13 protein-coding genes and 1 other RNA gene are annotated in these 16724 nt (G+C 35.8%); 7 read left to right on the plus strand and 7 right to left on the minus strand.

Annotated features, from left to right (window positions below):
* Positions 1–4 precede the first annotated feature (4 nt).
* Complete coding sequence (locus AEQSU_RS12200) at positions 5–1051, minus strand: glutaminyl-peptide cyclotransferase (protein WP_014783174.1); 1047 nt, start codon at positions 1049–1051, stop codon at positions 5–7.
* A gap of 87 nt (positions 1052–1138) precedes the next feature.
* Between AEQSU_RS12200 and ffs the strand changes: the two genes are divergently transcribed.
* From ffs to fsa, 4 genes are all read left to right on the plus strand, one after another.
* Positions 1139–1237: signal recognition particle sRNA small type (ffs, locus tag AEQSU_RS16320), an RNA gene on the plus strand.
* A gap of 165 nt (positions 1238–1402) precedes the next feature.
* Entirely contained in the window at positions 1403–2209 is an 807-nt protein-coding gene (locus AEQSU_RS12210) for an SDR family oxidoreductase (protein ID WP_042491999.1), read from the plus strand.
* Positions 2210–2606: 397 nt separating this feature from the next.
* Positions 2607–3098: a hypothetical protein gene (locus AEQSU_RS12215; protein ID WP_014783176.1), complete on the plus strand. Its 492-nt coding sequence runs from the start codon at positions 2607–2609 to the stop codon at positions 3096–3098.
* Positions 3099–3220: 122 nt separating this feature from the next.
* Positions 3221–3874, plus strand: coding sequence for a fructose-6-phosphate aldolase (gene fsa / locus AEQSU_RS12220; RefSeq protein WP_014783177.1), 654 nt, complete (start codon positions 3221–3223; stop codon positions 3872–3874).
* 36 nt (positions 3875–3910) lie between these two features.
* On the opposite strand, the gene AEQSU_RS12225 is transcribed toward fsa, so the two are convergent.
* On the minus strand, positions 3911–5308 hold the full coding sequence (locus AEQSU_RS12225; protein WP_014783178.1) for a thioredoxin-like domain-containing protein: 1398 nt from the start codon (positions 5306–5308) through the stop codon (positions 3911–3913).
* 131 nt (positions 5309–5439) lie between these two features.
* Between AEQSU_RS12225 and AEQSU_RS12230 the strand changes: the two genes are divergently transcribed.
* Complete coding sequence (locus tag AEQSU_RS12230; protein WP_014783179.1) at positions 5440–7065, plus strand: ABC-F family ATP-binding cassette domain-containing protein; 1626 nt, start codon at positions 5440–5442, stop codon at positions 7063–7065.
* A 122-nt stretch (positions 7066–7187) separates the two neighbouring features.
* Here the strand turns inward: AEQSU_RS12230 and AEQSU_RS12235 are convergent, their stop codons facing one another.
* The 4 genes from AEQSU_RS12235 to AEQSU_RS12250 form a co-directional block, all read right to left on the minus strand.
* Positions 7188–7418, minus strand: a complete 231-nt coding sequence (locus tag AEQSU_RS12235) for a hypothetical protein (protein ID WP_014783180.1) — start codon at positions 7416–7418, stop codon at positions 7188–7190.
* A gap of 1 nt (position 7419) precedes the next feature.
* On the minus strand, positions 7420–7668 hold the full coding sequence (locus AEQSU_RS12240; protein WP_014783181.1) for a putative signal transducing protein: 249 nt from the start codon (positions 7666–7668) through the stop codon (positions 7420–7422).
* Positions 7669–7829: 161 nt separating this feature from the next.
* Positions 7830–11624, minus strand: coding sequence for a T9SS-dependent choice-of-anchor J family protein (locus AEQSU_RS12245; protein WP_014783182.1), 3795 nt, complete (start codon positions 11622–11624; stop codon positions 7830–7832).
* 400 nt (positions 11625–12024) lie between these two features.
* The gene (locus tag AEQSU_RS12250; protein WP_014783183.1) at positions 12025–12741 is read right to left on the minus strand and encodes a hypothetical protein; all 717 of its coding nucleotides are present in this window, start codon (positions 12739–12741) and stop codon (positions 12025–12027) included.
* Between the two features lie 156 nt (positions 12742–12897).
* Between AEQSU_RS12250 and AEQSU_RS12255 the strand changes: the two genes are divergently transcribed.
* Both AEQSU_RS12255 and AEQSU_RS12260 read left to right on the plus strand, forming a co-directional pair.
* Entirely contained in the window at positions 12898–13476 is a 579-nt protein-coding gene (locus AEQSU_RS12255) for a fasciclin domain-containing protein (protein WP_014783184.1), read from the plus strand.
* A gap of 139 nt (positions 13477–13615) precedes the next feature.
* Positions 13616–14158: a fasciclin domain-containing protein gene (locus AEQSU_RS12260; RefSeq protein WP_425358418.1), complete on the plus strand. Its 543-nt coding sequence runs from the start codon at positions 13616–13618 to the stop codon at positions 14156–14158.
* 80 nt (positions 14159–14238) lie between these two features.
* Here the strand turns inward: AEQSU_RS12260 and pheT are convergent, their stop codons facing one another.
* The gene (pheT, locus tag AEQSU_RS12265; protein WP_014783186.1) at positions 14239–16665 is read right to left on the minus strand and encodes a phenylalanine--tRNA ligase subunit beta; all 2427 of its coding nucleotides are present in this window, start codon (positions 16663–16665) and stop codon (positions 14239–14241) included.
* Positions 16666–16724 lie beyond the last annotated feature (59 nt).

The raw sequence follows: 16724 nt of genomic DNA on the forward strand, positions 1-16724 counted from the left end.
ATGATTACTTCTGAACAACTTCAATCTTAAAAAGCTTATCCCAGTTTTTTCCAGTTATATAAAGAATGTTGGGTTCGCCGTTGTAGGCAATTCCGTTAAGCACGTCTAATTTTGGATGTTGAGTAACTTTATCTTTAAGATCGGTTAAGTCAATCACGCCTTCAACTGCGCCGTTTTTTGGATCAATTATGGCGATGGAACCTTGTTGGTATACATTGGCATATATTTTTCCTTCCACCCATTCCAGTTCATTTACACTATTTATTTTACTAGTGTTGGTGAAAATTTCGATATAATCTTTTTCAGCAAGCGTATTGGAATTTAGGTTCCAAATTCTGTCCGTACCATCACTTTTATAAATGTTGTTTTCGGCATCGTGACACAAGCCCCAACCTTCTTTGCTTTGATTGTAAACAAAAGTTCCAGTTTGTTCCATGGTTTCTAAATTATAGATAAAACCAGTGTTTTCTTTCCAAGTAAGTTGATAAATTTTGTTGTTTAAAATAGTAAGTCCCTCTCCAAAATACTGATCTGCAAGTTTTACCATTTTGAAAATTTCACCAGTTTTATAATCTGTTTTTCGAAGTGTAGATTCCTTGTATTGTCCCGTGCTTTCATATAAAGTATCGTTCTCAAACTCCAAACCTTGGGTGTAGGCATTAATATCGTGAGGATATGTCTCCAAAATTTTATAGGTGTAAAGTTTCGGCTTTATTGAAGACAGAATAGTGAGTTTTTGTGAAGTCTCATATTCTTCACCTTCACTGTATATCTTGGCTTTCAGATTTTTTTCACCAAGTTTTATTCCCGAAAGAGAAATTGAATTTCCAGGAACTTCAATTCTTTCATTGTTCAAAAAGTAAAGAATAGAATCGATTTCAATACCTTTTTTATTGTTTAATGTAACCGTAAGTACATCTTCAGTGGTGTAAGTTTTCTTTGGATTTTTAATTTCCAACGAAAAAGCATTATTTTTTTCATCGGAATTATTTCCGCAGCCTCCCATAAAAAGAAGTAAAAGTGTAGGAACTAAAACGTTATAGATTTTCATAACTAACTATTAATTTATTGCAAGGTATTTATTAAAATTGAAATGTAAAAATACTTGTGAAAAGTGTAAAAACCATTATCTTTGCGGCGGCAAGTCCTACACAACCAGCTCCTGTTGAATCCTCCAGGGCGGGAACGCAGCAAAGGTAAATGGTCGTAGCGGTGTGATGTAGGTAGCTTGCCATTTTTTGTTCCCTGTTCCGAAGTCTCGGAAGCGGGAACAAAAAATGGCAAATTCCAAAAAAGCAAATCCCAAATTCCAAAACTGCAATTCTTTTTTCTATCTTCTTTTTGATTAAACTATTTGGAAAACCCACCGCAGAAATGCACCTTTGCTTTTCAACAACTATTTATGCCAAAAACAGTACTCATTACAGGTGGTTCCTCAGGGATTGGTAAAGCCATTGGCGATTATCTTAATAAAAAGGGATACCAAGTCTTCGGAACTAGCCGGAACCCTGAAAAGATAAAAGATTCCGTTTTTCCACTCCTGAAAATGGACGTTAATGAAAATGACTCCATTAAAGCTGTTATTGCTGAAATTTTAAGCAAAGTTGAAAGTATTGATGTGGTAATAAACAATGCTGGTATTGGCATTACGGGGCCAATTGAAGAAACTCCCGAAAACGAAATTAAAAAAGCCTTTCAAACCAATTTTCACGGTCCTATAAATGTAATAAAAGCTGTTTTGCCACAAATGCGAAAACAGGGTTTTGGGCATATTTTAAATATTACATCCATTGCAGGATATATGGGACTTCCATACCGCGGAATTTACTCGGCTAGTAAAGCTGCTTTGGAGATTACCATTGAAGCCTTGCGCATGGAAACCTTGCAGTTTGGTATAAAAATGACCAATATCGCGCCAGGCGATTTTGCTACAAACATTGCCGCAGGTCGTTATCACGCGCCAGAATTAGAAAACTCTCCCTATAAAAAAGACTACGGAAACACGCTAAAAACAATGAACGAGCACGTAGACAATGGCGGTAATCCATTGGAAATGGCGAAGATAGTTCACAAGATTATTGAAACTGAAAACCCGCGAATTCATTATAAAGTAGGTTCATCATTACAGAAATTTTCGATTGTGTTGAAACGTGTTTTGCCAGATAAGGTTTATGAACGGATGCTTTTGAAGCATTATGGGTTGAAGTAAAACCTATTTTAGTCTATTAAACTATATTTGAAAATATTATTGACAATTCCATATTTAGTGGGATTGGCTTATACTGTGACAAATTTTCACATAGATTTTTTTCGTTGGATAACCATCAATTTAGTTTCTTTTGAATATTAAAACATTGTAGTCAGCACAATATATTTCCCGGCTTTAGTTTATTTAATTTATAGGATTTGGAATTTTAAAAATATTGATAAAAGCACCAAAGGAAATTAGACGGTTCAACTAATTTTTGTGAGTCTAATAACAATGCCTATTTATATATTGAAAAAGGATGATGTGTTCGTAAACCAAAATAATGAAGTCAAAAGTTGAAGTTATTGGTCATTGTTAAATTTTTGTTGAAGTGATTCTTCTTTGCTAACAGATTTTTATGGAAATGTTTAAAATTTATCCCAAAGAAAAATTTCAATTAGAAACGAATTTAAATAAACGTCAAATAATTGAACGATTCGAACAGAACGTTTTAATTAATGACTCTTATATATTTCGGAAACAGTATACTCAAAAGCCAAATAATAAATATGAAGGGATAATCATCGGAAATGAATTCAAAATACAGCATAAACATATTTATGGAGAAAATGGATCGTGGCGCCCTGTTATTTTTGGAATTATTAACGATCACTCTATTGAATTAGAGTTTAGGATTCCAAGTATCAGTTTCTTTATTATTGCGTTGTTTATTTTTTTAAGTATTATCACCTCTATTGTTTCAATATATTTCATTGTAACTGAAAATAGATTTGAGTGGATAATGCTTTTACCATTTGTTTTTCTTTTAATAATTTTTCCAGCTTCTTTAAAAGGATATAAAAAAGAAAGAGTAAAGGCAAAAGCAGATTTGAAGAATTTATTTCAATAAATAATTTTAGAGGTTTTGGGCGGCTTTTTGTAAAATTACCAACTTATCAATCTTTATAAACAACCCTATTCAATCAGCCTTTTCTTCACTATTTTTGCAACTATTAATTTGAAACCACTCCTATGAAATTCTTTATCGATACCGCAAACCTAGACCAAATTCGCGAAGCTCAAGATCTTGGCGTGCTTGATGGCGTTACAACTAATCCATCATTGATGGCAAAGGAAGGCATCACTGGCCGTAACAATATTTTGAAACATTATGTAGACATTTGCAATATTGTTGATGGAGACGTTTCCGCAGAAGTAATTGCAACCGATTTTGAAGGAATGGTAAAAGAAGGTGAGGAACTTGCAGAATTGCATTCGCAAATCGTCGTAAAAATACCAATGATAAAGGAAGGAGTAAAAGCAATGAAATATTTTACAGATCACGGAATTCGGACCAACTGTACGCTTGTTTTTTCCGCAGGTCAGGCATTGTTAGCAGCAAAAGCGGGAGCAACTTATGTTTCGCCATTTATTGGTCGTCTGGACGATATTTCAACCGACGGACTGGAACTTATTGCAGATATTCGATTGATTTATGACAATTTTGGTTTCGAAACCAAAATTCTTGCCGCTTCTATTCGCCACACTATGCACATTATAAATTGTGCAAAAATAGGGGCAGATGTAATGACGGGACCGCTTTCTTCTATTGAAGGTTTACTGAAACATCCATTAACGGATAGTGGTTTAAAGCAGTTTTTGGAAGACTATAAAAAAGGAAATTAAGAAAGTTAAGTGCGAGGTTATCAAGTAAGATCGTGATTATCTATTCAAAAAACCGAGTAGTAGTTGTTCAAAATCTGAGTTGAACATATTCGTTTTTCCATCAAGAATAATTCCTTGTTTATCAACTATAATAACCTTCGTCATAGAATTTAAAACAAGTTTCTCTTCAGCTTCGTTAATGTTTTCAAGCTGAAATTCTGAGTCAGAATGGTAATTGGATTTCTTCACAATTTCAAGCCATTTTTTAAAATGAGTATCGGTATTTATGGCTAAAAAGTCATATTCAGGATACTTTGATTTTAACTCCGCCGCTCGGCTATGTAGGTTTTTGTTCTTTGCTGATGTTCCAGACCAAAAATAAATTACTGAAGGCGCTTTGATTATGTTCTGCAAATCTTTCACAACATTATCCGTATTTACAAGAGCTACATTTGGTATAGTTTGGCCTGCGGTAAGTTTTATAGTTGCGTCATAAAGCATTCCTATCTTTTCAAGATGCTTTTTATCGGTATTCATTTTTGAAAATACTTCAAAATACTGCTCCTCCTCCTTCGCATCTTTTGCATTCAGTAAATAAAAATAAGCGTTATGTTGTAGAAGACTATTTTTGAGAGAATCAAAAGTTACAACACTGTCTATAAACTTGATTTTCTTGAAATTATATTTGAAAGAATAACGATCAATGGAAGCATTTTTATCAAATTTTGTACAAACAACATTATCAAAATATCTATTCATAAAACGATAATATGGATAATAGTAAAGAAGATCATTCCTTTTGAAATTTATATTTTTTCGATAGTCAAAAAAATGTTTGTCAAATTTTTCAGGATTGCTTCTGTTGGCGGCGGCAAATAATTCTTTTTTTGAATAATAGTCGTATTCAATATTGGCTAAGGCTATTTTTTTGAATTTTTCTGATGACTCATTATTTTTATTAAACTCGTCATATTCTTTTAATTTTGAAGCTTTTAAAGAATCGATTTTCTTTTCAAAATCCTTTGATGAAAGTCCATACCATTTTTGCAAATCGCGGTTCTCTATTTCATTTTGCAAATAAAAATCCATTAACAAGTTGTTCTGTTCGCCGCCTCTGCCAGAGTAAGCAAGGGATTCATCAAAATCAACTGTATTTTGGTGAAGTAATAAACTATCACCAGGTTCAATATAAAAAACTTGACTTTCACTATGTTTTAAGTTGTAAAGTCCAGGTTTTATTTTATCGGTTCTAAAATGAAAAAAATTATTTTCATCTAGTTTTACTGTGTCTAAAACCTCATTACCTTTCGAAAAAATAATGTAGTCAAGAGTAGGGTTAATTATTTGACCGCCTATATAGGTAGTTTGCACAAGGTTTTCATCCTTGTTTTTACAAGAGAAAAGTGATACAAATAAAAAGAGAAGAAGTAATTTTTTAAACAATCGGGCTTTCATTAGGATTAGAAAACAAATGTAGCCGAGCTGTTAGCCGCATTGTGTTAAATGGTCGTTAAAAGGATTATTAAAACGTTAATATTTTCGGCTTAACGCTTAATTAGCTACTTTTGCGCAAAATTTAAAAATTTATGCTTTCAGTTTCAAATCTTTCGGTTCAGTTTGGTAAACGTGTGTTGTTCGACGAAGTGAGCACACAGTTCCACACAGGCAATATATATGGAATTATTGGTGCCAATGGCGCAGGTAAATCTACACTATTAAAAATTATTTCGGGCAAACAAGATCCTACTTCTGGCCATGTGCATTTGGAAAAAGGAAAACGTATGTCTGTCTTTGAACAAAATCACAATGAATATGATGATTTCATGGTGCTGGAAACTGTGGTGCGTGGTAATAAAGAGTTATTTGCCATAAAAAGTCAGATTGACAAGCTTTACGAAAATTATACAGATGATAACGCCGAAAAAATAGGCGAACTCCAAGTAACTTTTGAAGAAATGAACGGTTGGAACGCAGATAGCGATGCCGCCGCAATGCTTTCAAACCTTGGGATTGATGAAAGTTTGCATTTTACATTGATGAAGGATCTAGACGGAAAACAAAAGGTACGTGTGCTACTTGCACAAGCGCTTTTCGGAAATCCTGATGTGTTGATTATGGATGAGCCTACCAACGATCTGGATTATGAAACCATTAATTGGTTGGAAAACTTTTTGGCAAATTATGAAAACTGTGTGATCGTAGTTTCTCACGACCGTCACTTTTTAGATTCAGTTTGTACACATATTAGTGATATAGATTTCGGAAAAATAAACCATTATAGTGGTAACTACACTTTTTGGTATGAAAGTAGCCAATTAGCAGCTCGTCAGCGTTCACAACAAAACAAAAAAGCAGAAGAAAAGCGTAAGGAACTTCAAGAGTTCATTATGCGATTTAGCGCCAACGTTGCAAAAAGTAAGCAAGCAACTTCACGAAAAAAGATGCTTGAAAAATTGAACGTAGAAGAAATTCAACCATCAAGCCGTCGCTATCCAGCAATCATATTTGAACGTGAACGTGAAGCTGGCGACCAAATTTTGAATATTGAAAACCTTTCAGCTTCTATTGATGGTGAAGTATTATTCAAAAATGTAGCTATCAATTTAGCTAAGGGAGACAAAGTGGTTATCTACTCCAAAGATTCACGTGCGGCTACTACTTTTTATGAAATATTAAATGGTCACATAAAACCAGATACAGGCTCTTTTCAATGGGGAATCACTACAAATCAAAGTTATTTACCACTTGACAACGAAGAGTTTTTCAAAAATAATTTGTCGTTGGTAGATTGGTTGCGTCAATATGCTAAAACGGAGGAAGAACGCGAAGAAGTTTTCTTGCGTGGTTTTCTTGGGAAAATGCTTTTCAGTGGGGAAGAGGCTTTAAAGAAAAGCAATGTGCTTTCAGGAGGTGAAAAAGTGCGCTGTATGCTTAGCCGAATGATGATGCTTCGCGCAAACGTGCTAATGCTTGATGAACCTACAAACCACTTAGATTTGGAGTCCATTACAGCTTTCAACAATTCTTTGAAAAACTTTAAAGGAACTATTTTGCTAACAACCCACGATCACGAGTTTGCACAAACAGTTGCAACCCGAATAATCGAGCTAACTCCAAACGGAGCAATAGATCGTTATATGACTTTTGATGAGTATATGAGTGATAAGAAAATAAAGGAACTTCGTGATAAGATGTATGCTGTTGAGGCTTAGTGGAGTCGATGAGTTTATGACTTTAGAAGTTTAAAAGAAAGGGTTTAAAAGTTGAAATAATATTCACTTTTAAACCCTTGTTTTGTTTGGAATTTAAAATTTATTTTCTGAACACTGAACACTCATTCCCCAATTTCCACTAAAAACTCATCAATAGTACTTTTTGCTTTTTCCATTTCGTCTTTTCTTATGAAAATCATGGTTTGGTTTGCGATGCTCATTGTGAACCCCGCTTTTAAACTACTGTCGTGATCGTTTCTTTCTATTGGGCTAATGCCAATTTCATTTAAACGTGCTACAAGCCCCTTCGCAATTAAAGTAGGGCCGGTGTAAATTCTTGTTGTTTCAGACATATTATTCTTCTTCTCCTATTTCAAGCAAATAAGCGTCTACTATGGGCTGGGCAACGGCAAGTTCATCTTTGCGAACAAATATACGAACTTGATCGTCAAACTTACTTCCAGAACCAAACATAACCCCGCTTTGTTCATCATCTCGAAGTATAGGGGTAATAGCTGCTTCCTTTAATCTTCCTACAAGCGCCTCGGCCATAATATCGGATCCGGTATATATGCGAACTGTTTCTTCTGTATTTTCAGACATAATTTATAGTGTTAAATGTTTCAATCACTAAAGTACTAACTTATTTTAGACTTCGCCCTTGTAGCGGCTGTGAAAAGTTTCATAAATTTCCAATTTCACCTAAAAAAACCATCCCCGAAAGAGGATGGTTTCAAAATTAATTGTGAAATGAAAGTGAGTATCTATTTTTTGATAACTCTGAAGGTTTTATAATTTCCATCAATCGTTACTTTCATTAAATAAGTACCTGTTTGCATATTGCCCATTTCTAAAGTTGGGATTGGGCTATTGGGTTTGATACTCATAACTTCCTGCCCTAACAAGTTATAAACTGTGATGTTTTCAATATTGTTAACTGCTTTAAGCGATAACGTATTTTGAACTGGGTTTGGGTAATAACTGAAATTTTCAAAAGCAATATCTGCTACGCTTAGTGGAGTACAAGTAACATCTGCCTCCCAACCTGAATAAGGGAATCGATAGTCACTCATAAACACAAAGGTCAATGCACCGCTTGAATGGGTTGAGGTGAATGGGGCTGGAGGAGTCTGCCCGTAATACCCACCTGCTGGAAAATTAGCTGTTGGTCCATTTCCGCTATCAATCAATGGATAAGAAGCGTCTGGTCCGTCGTGAACGTATAACGCATCCCAGCCAAATTCAACATCGAAAGAAGAAAATGATACGGTAATTTTTTCGTTTGAGTTATCTGGAGCTATGATAGTTGTAATGAATTCGTCATTGCCATAATCGCCGGAAGGTCCGCCCGTATCATAATATTTATCCCCACAGGTCAAAGCGATATCTGCTGTTTTAAAAGTAGTTGGTCCTGCCAAGCTGCTTTCTTCACCAGAACCACAGTTTGATAATACATAAAAGTCAAATACTGTAAGTTCCGTTAAACCTGTAACGTTAACAACTGTTGTTCCGTTTGGAGTGGTTCCGGTAGCAACTGGAGTGTCAGTAGTTGGATCTGCACCTGCAGTAAATACAAACCATTCATAACCATTTGCCGCACTAGGAACAGCATCCCAAGAAAGTTCTACGGAATCTTGTGTCATATGGTTAGCAATTAGGTTTAGCGGCTGCATACAGGTTGGAGCTTCACCAACTAAAACATCATCCACATCTATACCTCTTCCAAAATTAGATTTTCCTTCAAAAGCAATGTAATATTCACTGCTTGGTTCAGGAAGGTCTAAGATAACTTGAGTCCAAACTATCGTTTCGGCAGTGTAGTTATCTCCAATTTGGGTCCAGGCACCTGAAGCGCTTGTTTTATAAAATATCCGCAATTCGTCGTTATCAGCAATCCATTTTGTGGTTGCAAAATAGAAAGTTAATTGTGGGTTTGTTAATGAAGTTAAATCCAGAGCTGGAGTTACCAGTTTTGTTTTGTCATCATATGATTCAGATTTTAATTGTGCCATCAACTCTCCTGTTCTGGGAGTAATGGAATTGTCTCCATTTGTAGTTACATACTTCCAATCTACCGAGTCACCAGTTACATATTCATTTGTCCAGCAATCTCTAGTTCCTGAAGTATTTTCAAAAGACTCAGAAAATGGAAAAGTGTCTATTGTGGTTCCGCAAAGCGTACTAAATCCTTTTGGACCTGCTGGAAAAGGAGTTCCTGTTCCACATAAAGGCGTAACGTAATAATCGTAATACGTTGCTGCATCTAAACCTGTAATGTTTTCACCAATAGTACCATCATTGTCAAGAATTACAGTACCGGTTCCAAGAGTGAATCCAGCTGGGCCGTATTCAAGTTCCCACTCGGTTTCAGTGCCTCCAGCGTTCCAATTAATTTTAGCGGAATTTAAAGTAATGTTTGTTGCCGATAAATTTGTAGGTTCAGGACATTCTACTTTTGTGCAAGTTCCTCCAATACTGAAAACAGCGTCAAAACTACCTGGATTTATCATCCAAGGTTCATTTTCATATTTAATCATAGCATAATTACCAATATGATTTGCACTGGTCATGTCAATACCTACAGGATTATTACCATTTGGTGTTGCACTAATTTGTATCCAATAGGTAGCTGGGGTGTTGTTAGCACCATTTGAAAAATCTACAGATGTAGGAAGGTCAAGGATTACTTCCCAAGCGTCAATGCCTTGATATGTTCCAATTAAACTTTGTGAGGTAGGAGTAATGTCTTGGATGGTAGTTCCAATTTGAGTTCCTGGTATTCCATTATTATCTTCATAGAAAACAATACTTGCAGTATTAATACCACCATCAGCCACAAGGTTTGCGGTAATTTTTTCAACCGAAAAATTTATGGTACTCGCTGAAACGATAAAATCATCTGCAATTTTATATCCAGAATCTGGATTGATCACATAAACTCCTTCAAAGTTGTTGCCAGCTTGTGTTTGTCCGCAGCCACTTGCGTCAGCGGTTCTGAATGCTACGGGGCCTGTAGGAGTACTTTCGTCACCAGCGCCACAAATTGCAGTAACATAAAGCTCATAACTTTTATTACTATCTAAGCTAGTAAGATTTTCTTCGGCTGAACCATTTACGGTTACTGTTGTTCCAGTTCCTAATGGAAATCCAGGAGCTCCGTATTCAATTTCCCATTTGGATTCAGTTCCTCCTGCTGTCCAAGCAACATCAACCGAACCGTCTCCAAGAGGTGTTGCAGTTAAATTGGTTACTGGAAGGCAAGACAAAACAACATCTTCTACGGAAAAATCATCAAAATAGATGTAATATCCATCAGTACTACTATTTGGAATGTGTACTGCTATATGTACAATTCCGCTGTATCCGCTTAAATCTATATTAACTTCGTTAGGTCCTGCAGTAGTCACAAGATTACGAGGAAGAATAACGGTTGTAAAGTCTGTCACATCATTTTCAGTGGTAGATAATAATACTTCAAATTCGTCTGGCTGGTTTGCATTTAATAATAATGTATAAAATGTCAACTGTTGGTTTCCATTCAAATTTAATGGAGGCAACATTAAATAATCATCATTGTTTCCGTTGTTAAAGTCTGTGTACATCCCAACGGCCATTGAGCCATTAATGCCAAAACTATCAGATTCAAAAGTGCGAGTATCGTTATTATTATCAACCACAGTCCAGCAATTTGGTATATCTGGATATGAAACTCCTTCAAATTTCTCTGTCCAAGGGAACGAGCTAATAGGGGTGCAAGTAGTTGTAAATTGTTTAGGTCCAGCCCATGAACTAATATCACCACTTCCGCAATCGGCATTCACATAAAAGTCATAAGTGGTATTGGCGCTTAATCCAGTAATTGCTTCACCTAAAATACCGTCTGCGTCATAAACGGATGTGCCGGTACCTTGCGTAAAACCAATAGGTCCATATTCAATGCCCCAATGGGTTGCAGAACCTGGCTCAATCCACTCTAAATAGGCTGAAGTTGCGGTAAGATTTATAGCTTTTAGATTGGTAGGCGCTAAACAAGATGGTCCAGCAGCTACAGTTACATCGTCTATGTCTACACCGCCACCGAAGTTAAATTTACCTTCAAAAGCTATATAATAGTCAGCTGATGGGTTTGGTAGGTTTAGAGTTATTTCGGTCCACGTATTGTGCTCATAGTTATAGTTTTCACCAATTTGTGTCCAAGATCCAGCAGCACTTGTTTTGTAATAAACTTTCAATTCATCTACAACACCTACTTTTATGTTAAGTAGGAAGAAATTAAGTTGTGGATTGTTCACTCCTGTTAAATCTAACTTTGGAGTTACCAACTTTGTGATTGCTCCAAAGTTGGAATGATTAAATTCAACCATTTGAGGACCCGAATGTGGAACTCCACCATAAGGGTTTCCGGTCACAATGTTCCAGTTTTCCGTTTTGTTAACGTATTCATTAGTCCAACCTGCGGGGAAAGTTGGAGAATCAAAATTTTCGCTTAATACCTGCGCATTTCCTTGCCAACTGAAACAGATAATAAACAGGGATAGAATTAGGGTAATTCTTTTCATTAGTTTTTTATGATTTATAATTAGTGAAATTTAATGTGGCAAAGTAGCAGAAAACAAACGCCTATAAAAGAAAAGGTCTCTCGGAATTCGGAATTCCTAAAGAATTTAAGTCTTAAATCGCTGATAATCATTAATTTTAGAATAGCAGAGCATTGTCCTTGTTAATGTAAGAATCTTCGCTAATTAACTAAAAAAATCATGAATTGTGGATGCGGAAAGTGGTATAAGAAAGTTTCTATAATAAATTGAATAATTGATTTTGAAATTAATAATGAAGTATTCAAAATCTATAGCTTCCAACCGACGACAGGAAAAAATGTTCAATTTTTGAAATGAACCATCGATAGATGGTTTTTACTATTGATAAATTCTCTTATCGGCCCGATTCAAAAGAAGAAGATTAGGCATTGTAATATTTACTTTTCCAAATTGCTCCGTTGAAATTTTTTCCTTTTGAAAAACCGTAAAGAATTACCATTCCTCCCATAGCTATAAAAATATAAAAGGCTAAAAATATATATTCACCAATTCCGGGATGAGGAGTGAACCAGCTCATTGGAGTAATGGACGTGAGCATTACGCTCAAAACCGCAACAATAAAAACCAAGTTATCTAGACTTTTATAAGGCCACATCAATAATTTTCGAAGTGGGTGCAAATCAGTACCCCATTTGTGAATTAAATAGAAATAGTCATTTCCCATTGGTGCGAAAAGCAGCGGATCGTCTGCATTTTCAAGTTTCATAAGTTTTGCAGGCGCGATAATTTTGAAGTTTTTCAACGTAATTTGATGTTTATTTTCGAGGTTTCGCACTTCTGAAATTGCTTCATCAGGAAAATCTCCTTTAAAATAATGTGAATCTAAAAACCGTAAACGGTAATTGATGCAAAGTTTTTCAATGTCATCAATACGAAAGATGTGCTGTGTTTCAAGCAAATCAAAATTGAAATAATTTATAATCTCGCTGGATTCTTCGGATAGACTTAAAATAATTACATCGCGCTGTTTTTCGTTTTCTGAAAATATGCGTTGCACTTCTTTCATAACAGACTGCTCACCAACACGTTTAGAACGAAATTTAAGCAGTTGTTTTTCAATATTAGTTCTGGAAAACATAGATGACCATTTTTGGGATATTAAATTTACACAGTACTTAGAAGCAAAGCAACTATTTAACACAGTTTCATGAAAAATTTCTAATAATGCTCTAGCTTTTTCGTTTGAAAGATAATGGCTTCGTATTTGTTATATTTACAATCTTAAAAATAAATTATGCGTTTAAAAAATACAATTCTACTTCTTTTTATGGCTTGTTTGGGAACTACGGTTTCTGCGCAAAAATATCTTTCAACAGGAAAAGCAGAAGTTTCCAAAGAGTGGGAAGGAAACAATTTTACTTCTACAAAAACATTTACTGAGAACATAGCTGAAGCCCCACAATTTACGGTTTTGGCTAAAATATTATTGAATGACCCGCTTCGTCAAAAACTTGAAAGCGAAGAAATGGTAACGATTTTTGCTATGACTAACGCTTCTTTTTCGGAATTACCAAAAAAGAGCAGAGATTCTATTTTAGGAAATACAGCTTTAGTGAATTCGATGGTAAAATACTTAGCAGTTCCTGGTAGAATTGATAGCAACAGTTTGCAGCAAGAAGTAACTAAAAACGGCGGAAGAACTTCAATGAAAACATTAGATGGACAAACGCTGGGCATCCGTGAAACCAATGGAAACTTGCAGTTGGTTGATTCTGAAAACAGAACTGCGACTATAATCGCTTCAGATTTTTATCATAAAAATGGTTTCTTTCATATAGTGAGTGGTTTGATTTTTCCGGCTTCGGAAGAATAGTTTTATAAAAGTTAAATAAACCTTAAAGTCTGGAAATTGCAAAACCGCAGTTTCCAGACTTTCGTTTATAGGTACATAAATATAAAACTAAAAACACATTATTATGAAATCAAAACTTATTACAGCAGCATTATTCTCAATGGCAATTTTGGCCGGAACATCGTCAATTTTTGCACAAGACAAAATGATGAAAAACGAAAAAACAGTAATGGTTGGTGGTGCAGAAATGTATCCAAGCAAAAACATTGTTGAAAACGCAGTAAACTCTAAAGATCACACAACTCTTGTTGCGGCAGTAAAAGCTGGAGATTTAGTAGAAACACTTGCAAGCGACGGGCCATTTACCGTTTTTGCACCAACAAACGCGGCTTTTGAAAAACTTCCAAAAGGAACGGTTGAAACTTTGCTAAAACCAGAGAACAAAAAAACGCTGCAAACCATTCTTACCTATCACGTACTTGCAGGAAAACACAGTGCTGCAGATATTATGAAGGATATTAAAAAAGGAAATGGAAAAGCAACTTACAAAACCGTTAGCGGTGGAACTTTGACAGCAATGATGAAAGGTAAAAAAGTTATGCTTATGGATGAAAAAGGAGGAATGGCAACTGTTACTATTGCAGATGTTAACCAATCCAACGGTGTGATTCACGTTATTGATAGCGTTGTTTTACCTAAATAATATTACCCAAATATAAAGTTTAGTAAAACGAAAACAGTGACCTAAAAGGTCGCTGTTTTTTTATGCATAAATCAGTGGTTCTATCGAAGAATTGCCCCAAAATCAGTTTCAAATTTTTGTTGCAGTTTGTTCATAATCTTATCAATCTGCTTGTCTGTCAAAGTTTTTTCTTCGTCTTGAATAGTGAAACTTAGGGCATAGCTTTTTTTGCCTTCGGGAAGGTTTTCGCCTTTGTAAACATCGAAAAGAGTAACACTTTTTAGAAACTTCCTTTCGGTATTAATTGCTGCATTTCGCAAATCTCCAAAACGTACCGAACTGTCCAGTAATAAAGCAAAATCACGTTGAGCTGCTTGAAACTTTGCAATCGGTTTTAGCTTGAAGTTTTTGGTTGAAATTTGTTTTAGAACCGTATCCCAGTTGAAATCTGCGTAAAATACTTCGGCATCAACGTCTAGTTCTTTTGTTATTTTTTTGTTTACAATTCCAAACTCAACAATGGTTACTTTGTTTCTTATAAAACTGATTCCTTCAGAAAAAATATCACTTTCAATAATATCTTCAGAATAATTATCAAGACCTAAGCGCTCCATCAAAACTGAAACCGTTCCTTTTCCGAAGAAAAAATTGCTCTTGGTGTCTGGTGTTGCCCAATTCCCTTCCGTTTTCATTCCTGTAATCAATAGAGAAAGATGTTTTGTTTCTGCTCTTCCACTAAGAAAGTTGTGATAGGTTTTTCCGAATTCAAATAATTTTAAATCATTATTTTTCCGGTTGCTGTTATATTCAATCACTTCTAAGCCAGAAAAGAGCATAGATTGACGCATTACCGAAAGATCTTGGCTCAACGGATTGAGCATTGTTACATTATAACTTTCTTTAAGGCTTTCACTCAGTTCGCTGTATTTTGGAGAGGTGAGGGAGTTATTCAACATTTCGTTAAACCCAAGACCTGTGAGTTGTAAAGCGATTTTGTTTTGAACGTCATAATCTTCACCAGGCAAAATTGGAGAAATGGAAGCGTTGAGTTTTTGAGTGAATTTAATGTTATTGTAACCGTAAACTCGGAGTATTTCCTCAATCACATCTACATCGCGTGTAACGTCGTTTCGGTAGGCAGGAATGCTCATGCCGAGACCTGTTTCGGTTACGTTGGTTATCTTCATTTCTAGCGAAGTGAGGATGTCTTTGATTGTTTCCTTCGGAATTTCTTCACCTATAAGTGCGTTTGCTTTTTCATAATTGAGAAATACTTGATGATCTTCAATTTTCTTTGGATAAATATCCACCAAGTCGCTTGTTATTTCGCCTCCTGCCACTTGAAGAATCAAAATAGAAGCATAGCGAAGCGCATAATCTGTGATGTTTGGATCAATTCCTCTTTCAAAACGGAAAGAAGCATCGGTGCTCAAACTGTGTCGTTTCGCGGTTTTGCGAATGCTCACAGGATTGAAGTATGCACTTTCTAAGAAAATACTTGTTGTAGTATCAGACACGCCACTGTTAATTCCGCCAAAAACGCCTGCAAAGCACATCGGTTTTTCGGCATCGCAAATCATTAGGTCTTCTTCGTGTAGTTCGCGCTCTACGCCATCTAGAGTTGTAAATTTTGTTCCTGAAGGAAGTGTTTTTACATTTACTGTATTTCCTGCAATTTTAGCAGCATCAAAAGCGTGAAGAGGTTGGCCGAGTTCGTGAAGTACGTAATTAGTAACATCCACAATATTATTTATCGGCGAAAGCCCAATGGATTTCAATCTATTTTGAAGCCAAGCAGGTGAGTCTCCAACTTTTATATTACTGATTGTGATGCCGCAATAACGAGGAGCAAGTTTTTGGTTTTCAACCTTCACAGGAATTTTTAAGGTCCTATTATCAACTCTAAAACTACTTGTTGATGGTGTGTTCAGTTTTGCTGAAATTTCTTTGTGAAGTAAGCCCGCTTTTAAATCGCGAGCAACGCCCCAGTGACTCATTGCGTCTGAACGGTTTGGGGTTAAACCTATTTCAAAAATTTTGTCGTTTTCAATTTTTAAAACTTCGGCTAAAGTGGTTCCTGGTTTTAGTTTTGCGTCTAGAACCATAATGCCTTCGTGCGATTTTCCGATTCCGAGTTCGTCTTCGGCGCAGATCATTCCTTCGCTTACTTCGCCTCTAATTTTTCCCTTATTTATCTGCCAAGGTTTTCCTTCTTCATCATAAAGGGTAGTGCCAACGGTGGCTACAGGAACTTTTTGACCTACGGCTACGTTTGGCGCGCCGCACACTATTTGTATTGGTTCGCCTGTGCCAACGTCAACTTTGGTTACTTTTAGTCGGTCTGCGTTTGTGTGTTGGGTGCATTCTAAAACGTGGCCTACCACGACGCCTTTTAAACCTCCTTTTACGGAAGCAAAATCTTCTATTCCTTCTACTTCAAGACCTAAGTCTGTTAATAGTTCGCCAGTTTTTTCGGCATCCCATGGAAGGTTGATGAATTGTTTTAGCCAGTTGTAGGAAATTGTCATAGGTATAGATTCTTAACAGGGGGCAAAGATAGTATTTCCTTTAAAGTTTTAGTTTGTGA

Source organism: Aequorivita sublithincola DSM 14238 (assembly GCF_000265385.1).
Lineage (GTDB): Bacteria > Bacteroidota > Bacteroidia > Flavobacteriales > Flavobacteriaceae > Aequorivita > Aequorivita sublithincola.